This is a genomic window from Neotamlana laminarinivorans (genome assembly GCF_020523925.1).
Taxonomy (GTDB): Bacteria; Bacteroidota; Bacteroidia; order Flavobacteriales; family Flavobacteriaceae; genus Neotamlana; species Neotamlana laminarinivorans.
Window position 1 is genome coordinate 170,530 of the sequence record NZ_JAJAPW010000005.1, and the last position, 17,367, is coordinate 187,896.

Below are 17,367 nucleotides of genomic sequence, written 5' to 3' on the forward strand. Positions count from 1 at the left end.
TTATAGATGATATCGGTCGTAATTCGAACAAAAAATCAAGAGGAAGCTTTAAAGTTTACCTTAAAAAACCTAACCGAGCGTTATTGTGACGATATAGGTGAAATTATTGTTTTAGACAACCAATCTACCGATGCCAGTGAAGCCGTAACGAAACAATTTGGTGCACGTTTTGTAACCATTGAAAATTTTAGCTACGGCGGAAGCGCAAATTTTGTAACCAAAAGAGCAAATTACGATATTGTAGTTATGTTTAGTGCACACGCTTACCCTGTAAGTCACGATTTTTTTAAATTAATTAAACAGAAATTTGAAGCCAATTCCAATTTAGCAGGCTTACGCTGTTTGCATCATCCTAACGATTACAGAAATTATATAAATCAAGTTTCAGTAAAGGACGATCCTAATAAATCGGGCTTAATTTTTTCTGGTTCGGCATTTCGAAAATCGGTTTGGGAGCAAATACCTTTTCGAGAAGATGTTGCCACTTTCGAAGATAAAGAATGGACAGTACGTGTGCTAAAAGCAGGTTTCGATATTGATTTTGTGGCATCAATATTTAGTTACCAAATAACAAGAACCAAAGCACAATTATACTTTAGGTTTAAAAACGATGTTGTAGGGAATTACCAATTGTGGCATGATAATGTGACTTGGAAAAATATTTTTAATGGTTTTGTGGTTGGAAGTTTTAAATTACTCAAAAACTTTTTAGTCGATCTTTGGTACATCTTTAAAAAAACTCTTTTTTTGATAAAATTTATGTTTAATAAGCCCCCGAAATTTTAAACTTTTACTTATAAATTTTTGAATGAAACCAAAGCTTAGCCTCATAATTCCAGTTTATAATGCCAGCACTTTTGTGTTAAAGACACTTCAGGAGGTTTCCAATTGGCAAAAATCAATCGATTATTCGGTTGAGGTTATTATGGTTAACGACGGTAGTCCCGATAATTCTAAAATAATAATCGAAAATTATATAAAGGAACAGAACGCTAACATTAAACTGGTTTCTTACTCAAAAAATAAAGGAAAAGGTTATGCTGTAAAGCAAGGAATGATGCAGGCAACTGGTGCTTATAGAATTTTTACAGATGCCGATATTCCGTACGGCTTCGAAATATTAGAAAAAATACTTTATTATCTCGATTTTAAAGAATTCGATGTATGTATTGGTAATCGCCGATCTATACACTCGCAATATTATACGAGCATTACTTTTGCAAGAAAATTGTCTAGTTTTATTTTTACAGGATTTGTTTCTCGGTTTGTAGTAACAGGAATTAATGATACACAATGTGGTATAAAAGGCTTTACAGAAAAGGTGGCGAACGAAATTTTTCCAAAATTGGCTGTTAACGGTTTTGGTTTCGATATAGAAATACTTTATCTGTCGTATAAAAAAGAGTTTGATATAAAGCGTATTCCTGTAAAATTTGAAGGAAACGAAAACTCGACAATAAGCTTACTTAAAGATTCTATTTTAATGCTAAAAGATGTTTTGCTGATTCCTTTTAGATATCATTTTACAAAAAAATACAAGTAGATAAAAATGAAGTTGTCAAGAGATTTTACTAATAAAATAAATTGGATTTTAGACAATTTGTTACCACCATTTGTGAGAGATTCTAGGTTTATTATGAGTCCGCTGTTTTTGCTTTTGTTTGGTAAAAAAGGGAAATTATTTTTAAATTTTAAGGAAAACGCCTGGGAATTTAATTCTACCGAAATGGCCAATTATTATAAGGAGTTGGCGAGTGTTCATATAAAAAGAGAAACAGATCTTAATTTAAGTTGTGAAAAGTATATCTTAAATAAAATTAAAGGAGATAAAGTTTTAGATATTGCCTGCGGAAGAGGTTATCTTGCAAAAAAAATACAGCAAAAAGAAGGTTGCGAGGTTGTAGGAATCGATTTTGTAATACCAGATGAATTAAAAAACTCAAAAAATATATCTTTTCAAGAAGGTATTATCGAGGATATTAAATACCCAAATAATTTTTTTGACACCGTAATTTCTACACATACATTAGAGCATGTTTTAGATTTAGAAAAGTGTATTACTGAACTAAGGCGCGTTGCAGCAAAACGTTTAATTGTTGTTTTGCCTAAGCAAAGGCCTTATCGTTTCACATTTGATTTACACTTACAATTTTTTCCGTATAAGTATAACGTTTTAAAAGCCTTTGGAAATGTTAATGGTAATTGTGTGTTATTAGATAACGATTGGTTATATATAGAGGATTTGTAGACTATATTTAAATAAAAAAATGAAACAGATTCTAGAAAAATATCTTCAAAGTACAAATGTTATTTTAATTTTATGTAGCGTTGTAGTATTTCCATTTTTGTTAATATCCGTATTTAATAACCCATCTGCCGACGATTTTTGTTATAGTAATTACGCCAGAGATTTAGGCTATTTTGGCTTGCAAAAAGAAGCTTATTTTGGCTGGTCTGGACGTTATTTACCAACTTTAATTCTTGGTATTCCTAATTTAATTTCTGGTTCGTTTGTAGTTTATAAATTGGTGCCCGTTTTGTTATTGATTAATTTATTTATAGCAGTTTATCATTTAGTGTCTTCCATTTTTGTAACCTTATCAACAAAAAACAAATGCTTACTTGCAATTATTACGGTTGCTTTATATTTAGCGCAAATGCCTTCACCTACGCAAGGGTTTTATTGGTTAGCTGGTTCTGTTACTTATCAATTATCAATAATTTTGGCCTTATTTATGTTTTCTTACGTAATAAGATATTTAACTACAAAAAATAGAAAGTTCGTTATTACGGCAATATTTTTAGCTTTTTTTATAATGGGATCTAACGAAATTACTTTGGTATTTGTTAATCTCATTATTGGTTTTGCTATAGTTTATATGTTTTTTCAATATAGAAAAATCGACTCAGGAATGTTAGCTTTATTTGTGGTTATGTTAGCGTGTTCAGCCTTTGTGTTATTGTCTCCTGGTTCGGCATCTCGGGCAACAACATATCCAGGAAACCAGCAGTTTATGTATTCGGTTTTAAAAACCTTAAAAGCAACCAAAAGGCATTTAGGCGATTGGCTACCAAGTATAATAGTTGTTTTACTATTGTTCTTTAATTCTTTTGCGAAAACCGCTTCTAAAATTAAAACACCAGATGTTTTTAAAGTAAAATTGTTTTTTCCTGTTTTAATTGTATTTAGTTTTCTAATTCTTGGTATTTTTCCTGTTTATTATAGTTTAAAATGGGTGCCGTTTCGTGTGGTTAATTTAGTTTACTTTTTCTTTTTACTAGGTGTGTTTTATGTATCGTTTATCTTATTTTTTAAATTAAAAGAGAAAGAAAAACCATTTATTAAATTATCAAAATGGACCAAAATAGCACTTTTTGCATTGGTGTTTTTTCGTTTAGGAGGCGATAACAATGTTAGAGTTGCGTATTCCGATTTATTTAGCGGGAAAGCTTATGCCTACAACAAAGCATTAAACGAGCGATACAAAATCATAAAACAATCAAAAGATAAAACGGTTGTAATACCAAAGCTAACGGTGTTTCCAGAAACTATTTTCTTCGAAGATGTTAAACCAGATTCCAAACATTGGATAAATGCCTGTTATAATTCATATTTCAATAAATCTGAAATAACATATAAGTCTAAAAATAATAGAATGCAGCATAATGATTAGCCATGAGCATAAATGTATTTTTATACACATTCCTAAATGTGGAGGTACAACTATAAAATATTTGTTTTTTCCCGAAGCGAATATTAGTTGGAAAAACGCAGATTATAACAAGCTTTATGGTTGGTGCCCAAAACGTAAGTTTTTTTTACAACACGCTACAGCAAAACAATTGTTGGAAACCGAATTAATTACGGAAGACGTGTGGAAAACTTACTATAAATTTACATTTGTTAGAAACCCTTGGGATCGAGCTGTTTCAGATTATTTTTGGTTAATGAAAGATCGAAAAATAAAAGATTCATTTAAAAATTACATATTAAAACAAGGTAAATTTAAATCGGTTTTAACGCATGAGCACGAATTGTATTATCGTGGCGACCATACCAAACAGCAAACCGAATTTTTCGATTTAAGGGGCGATTTTAAACCAGATTATATCGGGAAATTTGAAAATTATAACGAAAGTTTAAAACACATCTGCGAGGTTTTAAAATTACCAGTACAGCAGAATTTACACATAAATAAAGCTAAAACAAAGAAAAAACATTATTCCAATTACTTCTTTGATGATATAAAATTGGAGTTTGCAGATTTATATCAAGATGATATTGAGCAGTTAGGTTACACTTTTAATAACCAACAAGATGCTTTTTTTAAACTGAAAAACTATTTTAAAAAAATATGACAGCTGCATCGCAAATAACCGTTAGTGTTTTCATGCTCACATACAACCAAGAACATTGTATTGCTCAAGCTGTTAATAGTATTTTGGAGCAAAAAACAAGCTTTAGGTTTCAATTGGTTATAGGTGAAGATTGCAGTACAGATAACACTAGAAGTATTTGCGAAGACTATCAAAACAAATATCCAGATAAAATTAAACTTTTGCCCTCGGTTGGGAAAAATATAGGCTTAATAAATAATTATTTACAAACCATAAAACAGTGTGATGGTAAATATATTGCCATTTGTGATGGTGACGATTATTGGATTGATGAATTTAAACTACAAAAACAAGTCGATTTTCTAGAAGCCAATCCAGATTTTGCTATTGTTGGTACCAATTATCACAAACTATTTAAGGACAATGCCTTAGTTGAAGAAAAAAAAGAACACAGCAAACCTTATTATGAGTTTAGCGATTTAATTTTTAAAAATGTATTACCGTCGGTAACAACCCTTTTTAGGAATATACCAAAGCAAGCACCTTTACCAAATTGGATTTTAAAATATCCTTATGGCGATTGGCCAACCTATTTGTGGGTTTTAAAAAATGGTGGAAAAATTCATTTTTTAAATGATTTTACTGCAGTGTACAGAATGGAAATTGGAGTGTCTGCAAAACTTAGAAAAACATTAAGCGATATTGAAACCGTTAATCTTAATATTTTAAAAGATATAGCATCTGATGATGCTTTCTCACATAAAAAGGCTATTATTAACAAAAGTATAAACGATAAAAAGAAACAATTGGTAAGTTTATACAATCGCGAAAAAAAATATTTTAAAGCCTTTGCGTTATTTTTGAAAACCATATTTAAACAAGAAAACAAACTTAGGTTTGTTAAATTTTATGTTTATTCCGTTTTAAAATCGGTAAAGTTAATTTAAATGAAGCATACAGCAACCGATAACATATCCATGGTATTAACCAACAGAAATAGAGATTTACGCATTGTAAAACAATGTTTAACATCTTTAAAAAAGCAAAGCGAACAGAGCTTTGTGTGTACTTTGGTCGATTATGGTTCGGATGCCAATTATTTAAAAGATTTAAAAAAATTACTGCAAGATTTTCCTAAAATTAATTTTGTATCCTGCGACGTTTCAGGGCAATTATGGAACAAGTGTCGCGCTATAAATATTGCTTTAAAAGCTTGCGAAACACCATATTTTATGGTTGGAGATATCGATTTGATGTTTCATCCAGATTTTATTAAAACAGCAAATACACTTGCAAAACCTAGTGAAGTTCATTATTTTCTATACGGTTTTTTATCGGAAGAAGAATCTAAATTAAATAAAGAGTTTATTGACTATAAAGTTGATTTCCCGGGTAATAATGAGGTTACAGGAAATACTATGTTTCCAACCGAAGTATTAAAAAAACTTAATGGTTACGATGAGTTTTATCATGGTTGGGGCGCCGAAGATACCGATATACATATCCGAATGAAAAACCAAGGGTTGTCGGTTAATTTTTATGATAAAGAGATTTTAGTGAAGCATCAGTGGCATCCAAAAGCCTACAGAAGTAAATTAAGTAAACATCCGTTTCATTCGCAGTTAGAGCGCATCAATCATGCTTATATGAATTTTACTGAAGCTTCAAAAAAAAAACAAGTAAATCAGGATTTAGAATGGGGAAAGCTTCCTGTTACAAAGCATTATAATCAATTGAATAATGCATGTGATAAAGTATTTCATATAAAAGCTTCCAACCTAGAACTAAAAGCCTTTTTAGCGCATCTACATAATATTAAAGATGAAACTATTCAGCTTAAAATTACCGATTTCCCTTCAAGCGAAAAGCAAAAAAATAATATGAAGAAACTTTTTGGTAAAAAAAGCATTCCTGTATTATCTATGGAAACTATAAATAATATCATTTTAGAAGAAATAATTACTAAGTTTAGAAATAATCCTTATAAATATCAATTTGATAGAACAGAAAACCAAATTGAGCTAACCATGTATTGCGAAGCATGAAAATATTAATGGTTTCTATACCAACCTTACACTTTTTTAGATGGACAGATCAATTAAAAAATGCTGGTCATGAGGTGTTTTGGTTCGATATTACAGGAATGAGTGCTCCTGTAGAAAAACTGAATTGGGTGCAACAACGTGTCAATTGGAAACTAAAATACAATTATCCGGGGCGCGTGTTTTTAAAAAAACGATTTCCTAAAATTTATAATTTTGTTCAAAGGTTTAACGAGAAAAACACGGCGATAGAATTTGAAAAGTATTTAAATGAAGTAAAACCCGATGTTGTCCATAGCTTTGCTATTTACTTAGCATGTGCGCCTATTTACGAAGTCATGATGAAGCATAAAAACCAAAAATGGATATATTCATCTTGGGGTAGCGATTTGTTCTATTTTCAAAATAATCCATCCTATTTAAAAAATATAAAACAAGTTTTGCCACGCGTTAATTATTTGTTTACCGATTGTAATCGCGATTATGAAATAGCAAAACAATACAGATTTAATGGTGAGTTTTTAGGCGTTTTTCCGGGTGGTGGTGGTTTTAATTTACAGCATGTGCAAAAGTTTCATTTGCCAATTAAGGAGCGAGAAACCATTTTAATAAAAGGTTTTCAAGGACGTTCTGGTCGTGCAATTAACGTTTTAAAAGCCATAATAAATCTACAAGACCAGTTAAAACAATTTAAAATTATTGTCTTTGGTGCACCCAACGAGGTGTTTCAATTTGTCGATAATTCAAATTTAAAAAACTGGGAGAATTTACAAGTTTTAGGTCGCATAAATCATGAAAATGTACTTGAGCTTATGGGGAAAGCCTTAATTTATATTGGGAATAGTAATTCCGATGGTATGCCAAATACTTTGCTAGAAGCTATAATTATGGGCGCTTTTCCAATTCAATCTAATCCTGGAAATGTCACTTCTGAGATTATAACACCTAATAAAAACGGACTGTTAATTAACGATTGCAAAAATGCCTCAGAAATTGAAAAACTACTTACAAACGCTTTAATATCTCCAGAGTTAATAAATACTGCTTATACATTTAATCAAGAAGAATTAAAGCAAAAATTGGATAGAGAAACGATTAAACTGTCGGTTTTACAAAAATACGGCTCAATAGCACCCTAATTGTTTATACTTTTAAAAACAAACAGTATTTTAGCATAATAGTGAAAATCGAATTTTATGAAAAGTATTGGTTTTATACCACTCCGTAAAGGTTCTAAAGGTATTCCAAATAAAAACAAGCGTAAAATGGTTGGGCGGCCCTTGTTTACATGGGTTTTAGGCGAGGCAATTTTTTCTAATTTAGATGAAGTTGTTGTTTATACCGACGACGACGATATTATTTCTTTTATTGAAAAGGAATACACCTGGACCAACAAAGTTAAAGCCTTATTGAGAAGCGAAGCTAGCGCAAGTGACAGTGCAAGTACAGAATTTGCCATGTTAGAATATGCTGAAGCTATTAACTTTAATTTTGATGCTTTTTGTTTATTACAAGCCACTTCACCATTTACTAAATCGGAAGATATAAATAGGTGCTTAAGTAAATTAAATGATGATTTTGATTCAGCTTTAACCGTTGTTAATACACATCGGTTTTTATGGGATAAAAATGGAAAACCATTAAATTATAATCCTTTAAATCGTTCAAGAAGGCAAGATTTTGAAGGCTTGTTAATAGAAAACGGCGCTGTTTATACGGTAACAAAAGAAACTTTACAGAAACGTAAAAATAGAATAGGCGATAAAGTTGCTGTGGTAGAAATGCCCGAAGATAGTTTGCAAGAAATAGATTCTGAAACCGATTGGATTGTGGTTGAACAACTCCTTATGGAACGCCAAAAACGTGAAAAAGAATCGAAAAAAATAACGCATTTAGTGTTAGATGTTGATGGCGTTTTTACCGATGGCACCATAACTTATACCAAAGATGGCGAACACACTAAAGGGTTCGATATGCGTGATGGAATGGGACTTGAAATTTTGCGTCAGTACGATGTTATGGTAATGATAATGACGTCAGAAAACTCGGAACTAGTGGCAAAACGCATGGAAAAGTTAAACTTAAAACATGTGTATTTAGGTGTAAAAGACAAATATACTTTACTTAAAAGCATTACTAAAGATTTAGGAATTAGTATAAGTAATGTAGCCTATGTAGGCGACGATGTTAACGATTTAACCAATATTTGCAGTGTGGGTTGGTCGCTAACACCCAATAACGCTACAACAGTTGTAAAACAACATGCCGATGTGGTTTTATCTAATAATTCCGGAGCTGGGGCCATTCGTGAAGCTTGCGGATTTATTATGAATTATAATAAACGATTTTAATTTTCTATGCAATAGTTGTTTCAATATGTCAGGCTGAGCGCAGTCGAAGCCCAATAAAAAGAATCTACTAAAAATAAACATTAAAAAAGGTTTTAAACCAAAAACAAAATGAATACCTACAAAAAACCATATGTAATTGCCGAAATTGGCTGCAATCATAAAGGCGATATGGAAATAGCAAAAGAACTTATTAAAGTTGCAAAAATATTCTGTAATGTTGATGCTGTTAAGTTTCAAAAGCGAAATAATAAGGAATTATTAACTGAAGACCAATACAATACGCCGCATCCAAATCCGGTAAATTCATACGGTTCAACTTATGGAGAACACCGCGAATTTTTGGAGTTCGATGTAAATCAGCATAAAGAATTAAAAGCATTTTGCGAAGAAGTTGGTATCACGTATTCAACTTCGGTGTGGGATTTAACTTCAGCAAAAGAAATAGCATCATTAAACCCAGAATTTATTAAAATTCCATCGGCATGTAATAACAACACCACGATGCTTACATGGTTATGCGAAAATTATAAAGGTGAATTACATATTTCAACAGGAATGACTACTAAAACAGAAATTGAAGATTTAGTCAACTTGTTTAAAACTCACAATCGTAATAAAGATTTAGTACTTTACAATTGCACATCGGGTTATCCGGTGCCTTTTGATGATGTTTGTCTGTTAGATATTAATCTGCTTATTGAAAAATATGGAGACCAAGTTAAACACATTGGGTTTTCTGGGCATCATTTAGGAATTGCTGTCGATGTTGCGGCTTACACCCTTGGAGCTAACATTATTGAGCGCCATTACACGCTTGATAGAACCTGGAAAGGAACCGATCATGCAGCGTCGTTAGAACCTATGGGCATGCGAAAATTATCTCGCGATTTAAAGGCGGTTTACAAAGCTTTAAGATTTAAAAATGCCGATATTTTACCTATCGAACAAGTGCAGCGCGAAAAATTAAAAAATCAAAAAGGTTAACATGAGTTCATCTAAAAACATACGTTTGTTTTGGTGGAACGAAATTAAAATACAAGGCAAAGCCAAAGAAAATTATGGCGATTTGCTTGGTAAATATTTAGTCGAAAAAATATCTGGAAAACAAGCGGTTTGGGTAAAACCTAAAGCGTTTTCTTTTGTTAATTTTTTTAAGCCTATTTATGTTACCATAGGAAGCATTCTTACTCATGTAACAAGTAATTGTATAGTTTGGGGTAGTGGTATTATTGCTAAAGAATTTCATGTAGAAAATGCTGAATTCTTAGCCGTTCGAGGACCGCAAACCAGACGTTTTTTAATAGAAAAAGGATACCATGTTCCAGAAGTTTATGGCGATCCGGCTTTATTGTTGCCAAAATATTATAATCCGAAAATTGAAAAGAAATATAAATTTGGAATTATACCTCATTACAACGATTTTAAAAAAGTAAAGGATTTTTATTCCGATGCATCGGAAGTGTTGTTAATTGATTTAATGACTAACAATATTGAAGAAACTACAAATCAGTTTTTAGCCTGTGATAAAATTGTATCCTCGTCTTTACACGGCATTATTGTAGCGCATGCTTACGGTATTCCTGCAGTATGGCAAAAATTTTCTGATGATGTTTTTGGCGATGATGTAAAATATCAAGATTATTTCGAGTCGGTTTTAATCGAATCGTATAAACCAGAAATTGTAAATACTAAATTGGACATTCCAGATTTAGAAAGTTTGTTTACTAATAAACAAACGCTTCCAAATGCAGAATTAGTTGATGATTTGTGTAATAAATTAATGGCTGTTTGCCCGTTTAAAAAAGAAGGAAATGTCTAAAAAAGTATTCATTTTTTTTCCAGATGGAGTAGGCTTACGAAATTTTGCTTTCACCGATTTTAAAAAAATAGGAGAGCAAAAAGGTTTCGATATAACTTACTGGAATAACACCATATTTTCATTAAAAGACAGTTTAGGCTTTAACGAAGTTAAGATTGAAGATAAAAGTGCTCATAAATTACTTTCTATTTATTCCAGAGCAAGAAAACGCGCCGAATTAAATGTGTCGAGAGATAAATTTAATGATGCCGTTTACCCAACTTATAAATTTCCTTTTAACTATAAAGGAGCAAAAAATATATTCCGTAGTTTATTTACAAAATGGTTAGTTGGGAAATATTCATCTCCAAAAGGGATAACTCAATTACGGGAAAAAATAAATAAGTTAGAGCGTTCAACATCAAAATATGCGTATTGTAAAAAACAGTTACAAGAACATAAACCAGATTTAGTGTTTTGTACAACCCAACGCGCCACACAATCTATTAGTGCGCTTTTAGCTGCTAAAGATTTAGGAATTCCAACGGTTGCTTTTGTATACTCTTGGGATAACGTACCAAAAGCGATGCAAGTTGTTGAAACCGATTATTACTGTGTTTGGAGCGATTTAATGAAAAAGGAACAGCTTAAATATTATCCGTTTGTAAAAGAAGAACAAGTGTTTGTAACGGGTACGCCACAGTTCGAACCACATTTCGATGCGTCGTTAAAACAAACTAAAGAGGCTTTTTTTGCTGAGCATAATCTTGATATCAATAAAAAATATATTTGCTATTCTGGAGACGATGAAACCACATCTCCACTCGATCAATATTACCTTGAGGATTTAGCAAATGCATGTAGAAGTTTAAATAGTAAAGGGTATAATTTAGGTGTAATTTACAGAAAATGCCCTGTTGATTTTACACCGCGATACGATGCTGTAATTAACGCGAATAAAGATATTATTGAGGTAATCGACCCCATTTGGCAGCAAGTTGGTAGCCAATGGAACCAAATTTTACCAACGCCCGAAGATTTTAAAATGCTTTACAATGTTTGTGAACATAGCGAGTTTGTAACCAATGTATGCTCGTCTACAGTATTCGATTTTGTGGCTCATAATAAACCATGTATTTATTATAATTATGAGCAACCGCAGTTAAAAAAAGGCATTCGCGATATTGGTCAGAATTACAAATACGTTCATTTTCGAAGTATGCCAAGCGATAAAGCAGCTGTTTTTTGTACCGATAAAAAAAATTTAGAAGGTATAGTACAGCAGATTTTAGATGGTGAATTATCGAATGTTGAAGAAGGACAAGAATGGTTTAAAATCGTAGCAGGAAAACAACCTACAAAAGCTTCAGAAACTATTTGGAACACACTTGAAGCGATTTTAAAATGAAAATAGGTTTTATAACACCCGAATATCCGCACGAAAAAATTGCTCATGCTGCTGGAATTGGCACGAGCATAAAAAACCTTGCAATGGCATTGGTTAAAAAAGGTGTTGCTGTTTATGTGTTAGTTTACAATCAAAATGTTTCAGAAGTTTTTACCGATAATGGCGTTGAAATTCATTGTATCGCAAAAAAGAAATTTTCTTATTTAGGATGGTATTTCAGTCGTAAATACATTCAAAATCAAACTGATAAAATAGTTTCAGAAAAACAGATTTCTGTTTTAGAAGCACCAGATTGGACAGGAATTACCGCTTTTATGCGTTTTAAAGTACCATTAGTTATTCGTTTACACGGAAGCGATGCCTATTTCTGTAAATTAGAAGGCAGACAACAAAAGTTTAAAAACTTTGTTTTTGAAAAACAAGCCTTACGAAAAGCTGATGCTTTTATAGCTCCTACAAATTTTGCAGGTGAAGAAACACGTAAAATTTTCGGACTAAAATCATCTAAAATAGAAACGATTTTTAACGGGGTATCATTAAGTGATTTTACAAATGAATCGCCAGAAAATTACATTAAAAACACTATTTTATATGTAGGAACCATTATTAGGAAAAAAGGTGTTTTCGAGTTGGCTAAAATTTTTAATAAGGTAGTAGAACAAAACCCAGAAGCACAATTAGTTTTAATTGGGAGCGATAGTGCAGATATTAAAACAGGGCAAAAATCCACCTTTAGTTTAATGGAGAAATTGTTTTCCGATAAGGCTAAAAAGCGCATGAAATATTTAGGAAAACTGCCGTACAACGACGTGCAACAACAAATAAAACAGGCTCACGTTTGTGTTTTTCCTAGTTTTGCCGAAACCTTAGGTATGGTAACTATTGAAGCAATGGCATTGCAAAAACCTGTGGTAAATACAAGCATTGGTTGGGCACAAGAATTAATTGACGATGGTGAAAATGGGTTTTTAATTCATCCAAAAGAAACCGATTTGTATGCCGAAAAAATATCAGAATTACTTCATAATGAAGATTTATGTAGAAGTATAGGTGCGAAGGCAAGAGTTAAGGTTGCCGAAAAGTTTGATATCGATAAAATTGCCGATATTAATTTAAACTATTATAAATCGCTTTTAAAATCATGATAGGTTTATTCCATAATGAAAATCATGTCGTTGAGGTTGTCGATTTGTCGTCGAAGAACACAATTGATATACCTTCGGATAAACCAACCAAAGCATTATTTCAATTAGCCGAAATTTTCTCGGATCGAGTTCTAATTTGGTGTCATATAGAGCAAAAAGAAAACTTAAATATTGATGATTTTCAAGATATATTTTCCTTGAAAAATATGATGTTATCTTATGGGAAATCTCAATATTTACCTAAAGCAATTGGTTTTGTTGAAGATTCTCCGTTTTTAAAAGTGAATAAAAATGTAAAATATCCAACTTGGTTAATGAGTAGTGAAGTTGGAGCAATTCATGCATCCCAAGTTTTAAAATTTAAATCCATAATTAAATTAGACGCACCGTTTAGTTATGCATTAAATTCCATGGCTAAATTAGGAATGAGTAACGGTTTGTTTTGTTATTCAGAGCCAAAATTATTATTGAATTTAGGTTTAGTTAAAGAGCGAAAAAAGGCATCAAAAACCATGCTTTTTAAGTTTGTGAAACAGCATTATAAATGGGTTTGGAGTTTCTTTTTAATGTTTAATATTACTTTTTTTAATAAGCAATTTCCGCTTTATGCCTTTTTTAAAAGTTTGTTTGTTAGTCAATTAAAAGGTTCGATTAAAATAGATTTAGAAGTCTTAAAAAGTAATAGTGCATCTGCTTCAAGTATCGATGTTATTATTCCAACTTTAGGAAGGAAAACTTATTTATTGGATTTTTTAAATGATTTAAAACGGCAATCTATTTTGCCTAAAAAAGTAATTATCATTGAACAAAACCCAGACGAAAATAGTGCTTCCGAACTCGATTATTTAAGCAATCAAAATTGGCCTTTTATAATTTGTCATAAATTTATCCATAAAACGGGGGCGTGCAATGCTAGAAATTTAGCGTTGAATGAAGTAGTTTCAAATTATGTGTTTTTTGCCGACGACGATATTAGAATTCAACCTAATTTTACCGATTTGGCACTCAAAAAAATGCAAGCAGCTAATATTAAAGCGGTGACTTTTTCTTGTTTAAGAACCAACGATAAAAAACAAAATTTTAATGAGAAACAATGGAGTACTTTTGGTTCTGGTTGTAGTATGGTAAAAAGTACGGCTTTAAAAGAGTTGTATTTTAATATGGTTTACGAGTTTAATTTTGGTGAAGATGCCGATTATGGCATGCAATTAAGAAACAATGGGGTTGATGTTATTTATTTTCCCGAACCAGAAATAGTTCACCTAAAAGCTCCAATTGGCGGATTTAGAAAAAAGCACATAAATATTTGGACAAAACAGGGATATAGCCCAAAACCGTCTCCAACAATTATGTACTATAAATTACAGCATAACACACTGCAACAACTTTTAGGTTATAAATTAGTGTTATTTTTAAAATATTATAAAAGTCAATCCATAAAAAACCCGATAATCTATTTTAAAACATTTAAAAAACAATGGCGCGAAAGTGTATTATGGGCAAACAAATTAAACCAGATTAAGCAATGAAATTCTCGTTAATTGTTTGTACATATATGCGGCCGACGGCTTTATTATCGTTACTAGAATCGGTAAAAAAGCAAACGCTTTATCCTGATGAAATTATTATTGTTGATGGTTCTATAAATAAAGAAACGGAGCAAACTTTAAAAGATAATGAGTTTAATAATCTTAGTTATTTTCTTGTAGATGATAAGCATCGTGGTTTAACCAAACAACGTAATTTTGGAGTAGCTCAAGTAGCAAAGGAGATAGATATTATTTGTTTTTTAGACGATGATATTGTTTTAGATTCTAATTATTTTGAAGCTTTAATTAGCACTTATAAACAAAAACCAGATGCTTTGGCAGTTGGAGGTTATATTAAAAATGAAGTGGTTTGGAAAAAAAACAACACTGCAAATAATCCCAATTTGTTTTATTTTCAAGGTTGGAGCAGGAGCGAACCATCGAGATTTAGATTGCGTCGAAAATTTGGATTGTTGCCAGACGCTAAACCAGGATTTTTACCAACTTTTGCACACGGCAGATCTATTGGATTTTTACCGCCATCTGGTAATATTTATGAGGTTGAATTAATTATGGGTGGTGTGTCATCTTATAAAAAAGAAGTTTTTAGTAAGTTGGCCTTTTCTACTTATTTTGAAGGTTATGGTCTTTATGAAGATGCCGATTTTAGTTTACGTTTAGCTAAACTTGGTAAATTATATGTAAATACACAGGCGCAATTAAGTCATTATCACGATGTTTCAGGACGACCAAATAAGTATAAATATGGTAAAATGGTGCTTAGAAATGGTTGGTACGTTTGGCGTGTAAAATATAATAAACCTAAATTTATAGCTAGAGTAAAATGGCATGCTACCGGGTTGTTATTAACAGTAATTAGACTGGTTAATGTAATAACTACAAAAGATAAAAAGCAGGCTTTAACAGAATCATTTGGTAGAATAATAGGATGGTTTAGTTTGATTTTTAATAAGCCTAAACTTGATAATAAAAATTAATGCTACAGATTTTATATACAATTGTTAAACACTATAAAGTGTTAGGAATAAGTGGAATCATACTTTTATTAAAAAGGAATTTTAATTACTTCGAAATATTGAATGTCAAATTAAGAAATTATAAATTTCCTATTGAGTTGAGAAATAAAACAAGTGATTTAGGCGTGTTTTATCAAGTTTTTTTGGCACAGAGTTATCAACTTAATTATTATTTGGAACCAAAAGTTATAATTGATTGTGGTGCAAATATAGGTCTAGCAACTATTTTTTTTAAAAATAAATTTCCTAAATCAAAAATTATCTCCATTGAACCAGAAGAATCAAATTTTAAAATGCTACTAAAAAACACAAAGCAGTATGAGAATATAATCTGTTTGAATTACGGTATATGGAATAAAACCGCTAATTTAAAAGTTGAAAAAAACTCAGGGAATTGGGATTTTACTGTAAAAGAAGTACTTAATAAAGATAATAATACTGTTTCAGCTATATCTATTAACGAAATTGTTGAGCGTTATGATATCAATCAAATTGATATTTTAAAAATAGATATTGAAGGTTCGGAAAGGGAACTTTTTAAAAATAACTGGGAAACATGGTTAAAATTAACAAAAGTGCTGATAATAGAGTTACATGATGGGTTAAAGCCAGGGGCATCAAAGTCTTTTTTTAAAGCAATTTCAAATTTTGATTTTAGAATGATTAAGAAAGATGAAAATTTAATATTTTACCTAAAATAAATATTGAACAGTGAAATTAGAACTATCCGTTTGGACACACCATTTAACACATTTAGTATATTCTTATTTTTACTATTGTAGAGCGAACAAAATAGGGGTTAATATTTCGTATAACCCTAAAATTAAATACAATTCGGCTAAATTAACGGTACATAATAACACTATTCTTTTCGATTATTCTGATGATACAAAGTTGATTGATGCTTCAGATAATTTCGACTATTATTTTAAGCGTTCATTGTTAAAAAGGGATCAATCCTTAAATGTACATCCATTAAATTTTAATGTTCCTCTGGCTTATAAAAGTTATCAGCTTTTGTTAAAATTAAATAAAGATTTGGTGTTTCATAAATTTAATAGAACAGAAATAGGTAGAGCTTTAGATGTTTTTGGTTGGTTTACAAACTCAGGGCATGGAACTCTTGATGTTAAAAATTATCCTAAAACAGTTTCCGATTTTGGTGGAAAAATCATTTATTATACCCGATTGTGGAATCCTGATAATAATCCTAACCCCGATGAAAAAGAGCGGAGAACCATACAAAATGAATTTAGAATTAATGCATGTAGATTATTAAAAAAGGAATTTAACAACGTGGAGGTTGGTTTGTATGCAGATGATTTATCAAATAAATTAGCCTTAGATTTAGTACTACCATCTTCAAAATCGGATAAAAAGAGTTATTTAAAAAAATTGTCGAAATTTAATATAGGTATTGCGGACGATGGTTTAAAAAATACTCCAGGTTGGAAAATTGGAGAGTATTTACTATTTGGTAAAGCAGTTGTAACAACACCTTTAAACGTTTGTATTGATGACTTTTATGAAGGTGTAAATTATTCAAAAGTATCTTCTCGTTCGGCTTACAACGAAATTCCCGATAAAATTGAGTATTTGTTGCAAAATAAAAACTATTTAAAAATGTGTGAAGCTAATTTTATTTGGAGTAAAAATTATATCCATCCTAAAAACTATTTGGCGCGTATTTTAAAAGTTACCGAATTATCTGAAGAATAA

17 protein-coding genes are annotated in these 17,367 nt (G+C 31.1%); all 17 read left to right on the top strand.

The window, feature by feature from the left end; genetic code table 11:
* The first annotated feature begins 6 nt into the window (after window positions 1-6).
* The 17 genes from LG649_RS12675 to LG649_RS12755 all read left to right on the top strand — a co-directional run bounded on the left by LG649_RS12675 (window position 7) and on the right by LG649_RS12755 (window position 17,367).
* Window positions 7-786, top strand: coding sequence for a glycosyltransferase (locus tag LG649_RS12675; protein ID WP_226544187.1), 780 nt, complete (start codon window positions 7-9; stop codon window positions 784-786).
* Window positions 787-808: 22 nt separating this feature from the next.
* Entirely contained in the window at window positions 809-1,543 is a 735-nt protein-coding gene (locus LG649_RS12680; protein WP_226544188.1) for a glycosyltransferase, read from the top strand.
* Window positions 1,544-1,549: 6 nt separating this feature from the next.
* Window positions 1,550-2,248, top strand: coding sequence for a class I SAM-dependent methyltransferase (locus LG649_RS12685; protein ID WP_226544189.1), 699 nt, complete (start codon window positions 1,550-1,552; stop codon window positions 2,246-2,248).
* Between the two features lie 19 nt (window positions 2,249-2,267).
* Window positions 2,268-3,674: a DUF6056 family protein gene (locus LG649_RS12690; RefSeq protein WP_226544190.1), complete on the top strand. Its 1,407-nt coding sequence runs from the start codon at window positions 2,268-2,270 to the stop codon at window positions 3,672-3,674.
* Window positions 3,667-4,359: a sulfotransferase family 2 domain-containing protein gene (locus LG649_RS12695; RefSeq protein ID WP_226544191.1), complete on the top strand. Its 693-nt coding sequence runs from the start codon at window positions 3,667-3,669 to the stop codon at window positions 4,357-4,359. The genes LG649_RS12690 and LG649_RS12695 overlap by 8 nt, the downstream gene beginning before the upstream one ends.
* Window positions 4,356-5,285: a glycosyltransferase gene (locus tag LG649_RS12700; protein ID WP_226544192.1), complete on the top strand. Its 930-nt coding sequence runs from the start codon at window positions 4,356-4,358 to the stop codon at window positions 5,283-5,285. Before LG649_RS12695 ends, LG649_RS12700 begins: the two co-directional genes overlap by 4 nt.
* Complete coding sequence (locus LG649_RS12705) at window positions 5,286-6,383, top strand: glycosyltransferase family 2 protein (protein ID WP_226544193.1); 1,098 nt, start codon at window positions 5,286-5,288, stop codon at window positions 6,381-6,383.
* The gene (locus LG649_RS12710) at window positions 6,380-7,519 is read left to right on the top strand and encodes a glycosyltransferase (protein WP_226544194.1); all 1,140 of its coding nucleotides are present in this window, start codon (window positions 6,380-6,382) and stop codon (window positions 7,517-7,519) included. Before LG649_RS12705 ends, LG649_RS12710 begins: the two co-directional genes overlap by 4 nt.
* Before the next feature lie 57 nt (window positions 7,520-7,576).
* Window positions 7,577-8,731, top strand: a complete 1,155-nt coding sequence (locus LG649_RS12715) for an acylneuraminate cytidylyltransferase (RefSeq protein ID WP_226544195.1) — start codon at window positions 7,577-7,579, stop codon at window positions 8,729-8,731.
* Between the two features lie 108 nt (window positions 8,732-8,839).
* Window positions 8,840-9,715, top strand: coding sequence for an N-acetylneuraminate synthase family protein (locus LG649_RS12720; protein WP_226544196.1), 876 nt, complete (start codon window positions 8,840-8,842; stop codon window positions 9,713-9,715).
* Between the two features lies 1 nt (window position 9,716).
* Window positions 9,717-10,550, top strand: a complete 834-nt coding sequence (locus tag LG649_RS12725; protein WP_226544197.1) for a polysaccharide pyruvyl transferase family protein — start codon at window positions 9,717-9,719, stop codon at window positions 10,548-10,550.
* Window positions 10,543-11,937 carry a glycosyltransferase family 28 protein gene (locus LG649_RS12730; RefSeq protein WP_226544198.1) on the top strand — a complete coding sequence of 465 codons (1,395 nt, stop codon included), beginning with the start codon at window positions 10,543-10,545 and terminating at the stop codon, window positions 11,935-11,937. The genes LG649_RS12725 and LG649_RS12730 overlap by 8 nt, the downstream gene beginning before the upstream one ends.
* A complete protein-coding gene (locus LG649_RS12735; protein ID WP_226544199.1) occupies window positions 11,934-13,082 on the top strand; it encodes a glycosyltransferase family 4 protein in 1,149 nt (382 codons plus the stop codon). Before LG649_RS12730 ends, LG649_RS12735 begins: the two co-directional genes overlap by 4 nt.
* The gene (locus LG649_RS12740) at window positions 13,079-14,611 is read left to right on the top strand and encodes a glycosyltransferase family 2 protein (protein WP_226544200.1); all 1,533 of its coding nucleotides are present in this window, start codon (window positions 13,079-13,081) and stop codon (window positions 14,609-14,611) included. Before LG649_RS12735 ends, LG649_RS12740 begins: the two co-directional genes overlap by 4 nt.
* Window positions 14,608-15,609, top strand: a complete 1,002-nt coding sequence (locus tag LG649_RS12745) for a glycosyltransferase family 2 protein (RefSeq protein ID WP_226544201.1) — start codon at window positions 14,608-14,610, stop codon at window positions 15,607-15,609. Before LG649_RS12740 ends, LG649_RS12745 begins: the two co-directional genes overlap by 4 nt.
* The gene (locus tag LG649_RS12750) at window positions 15,609-16,349 is read left to right on the top strand and encodes an FkbM family methyltransferase (RefSeq protein ID WP_226544202.1); all 741 of its coding nucleotides are present in this window, start codon (window positions 15,609-15,611) and stop codon (window positions 16,347-16,349) included. Before LG649_RS12745 ends, LG649_RS12750 begins: the two co-directional genes overlap by 1 nt.
* 10 nt (window positions 16,350-16,359) lie before the next feature.
* A complete protein-coding gene (locus LG649_RS12755; protein ID WP_226544203.1) occupies window positions 16,360-17,367 on the top strand; it encodes a hypothetical protein in 1,008 nt (335 codons plus the stop codon).

Coding starts and splice junctions, on each gene's coding strand:
- LG649_RS12675 (WP_226544187.1), top strand. CDS start 7: ATGATATCGGTCGTAATTCGAACAAAAAATCAAGAGGAAGCTTTAAAG.
- LG649_RS12680 (WP_226544188.1), top strand. CDS start 809: ATGAAACCAAAGCTTAGCCTCATAATTCCAGTTTATAATGCCAGCACT.
- LG649_RS12685 (WP_226544189.1), top strand. CDS start 1,550: ATGAAGTTGTCAAGAGATTTTACTAATAAAATAAATTGGATTTTAGAC.
- LG649_RS12690 (WP_226544190.1), top strand. CDS start 2,268: ATGAAACAGATTCTAGAAAAATATCTTCAAAGTACAAATGTTATTTTA.
- LG649_RS12695 (WP_226544191.1), top strand. CDS start 3,667: ATGATTAGCCATGAGCATAAATGTATTTTTATACACATTCCTAAATGT.
- LG649_RS12700 (WP_226544192.1), top strand. CDS start 4,356: ATGACAGCTGCATCGCAAATAACCGTTAGTGTTTTCATGCTCACATAC.
- LG649_RS12705 (WP_226544193.1), top strand. CDS start 5,286: ATGAAGCATACAGCAACCGATAACATATCCATGGTATTAACCAACAGA.
- LG649_RS12710 (WP_226544194.1), top strand. CDS start 6,380: ATGAAAATATTAATGGTTTCTATACCAACCTTACACTTTTTTAGATGG.
- LG649_RS12715 (WP_226544195.1), top strand. CDS start 7,577: ATGAAAAGTATTGGTTTTATACCACTCCGTAAAGGTTCTAAAGGTATT.
- LG649_RS12720 (WP_226544196.1), top strand. CDS start 8,840: ATGAATACCTACAAAAAACCATATGTAATTGCCGAAATTGGCTGCAAT.
- LG649_RS12725 (WP_226544197.1), top strand. CDS start 9,717: ATGAGTTCATCTAAAAACATACGTTTGTTTTGGTGGAACGAAATTAAA.
- LG649_RS12730 (WP_226544198.1), top strand. CDS start 10,543: ATGTCTAAAAAAGTATTCATTTTTTTTCCAGATGGAGTAGGCTTACGA.
- LG649_RS12735 (WP_226544199.1), top strand. CDS start 11,934: ATGAAAATAGGTTTTATAACACCCGAATATCCGCACGAAAAAATTGCT.
- LG649_RS12740 (WP_226544200.1), top strand. CDS start 13,079: ATGATAGGTTTATTCCATAATGAAAATCATGTCGTTGAGGTTGTCGAT.
- LG649_RS12745 (WP_226544201.1), top strand. CDS start 14,608: ATGAAATTCTCGTTAATTGTTTGTACATATATGCGGCCGACGGCTTTA.
- LG649_RS12750 (WP_226544202.1), top strand. CDS start 15,609: ATGCTACAGATTTTATATACAATTGTTAAACACTATAAAGTGTTAGGA.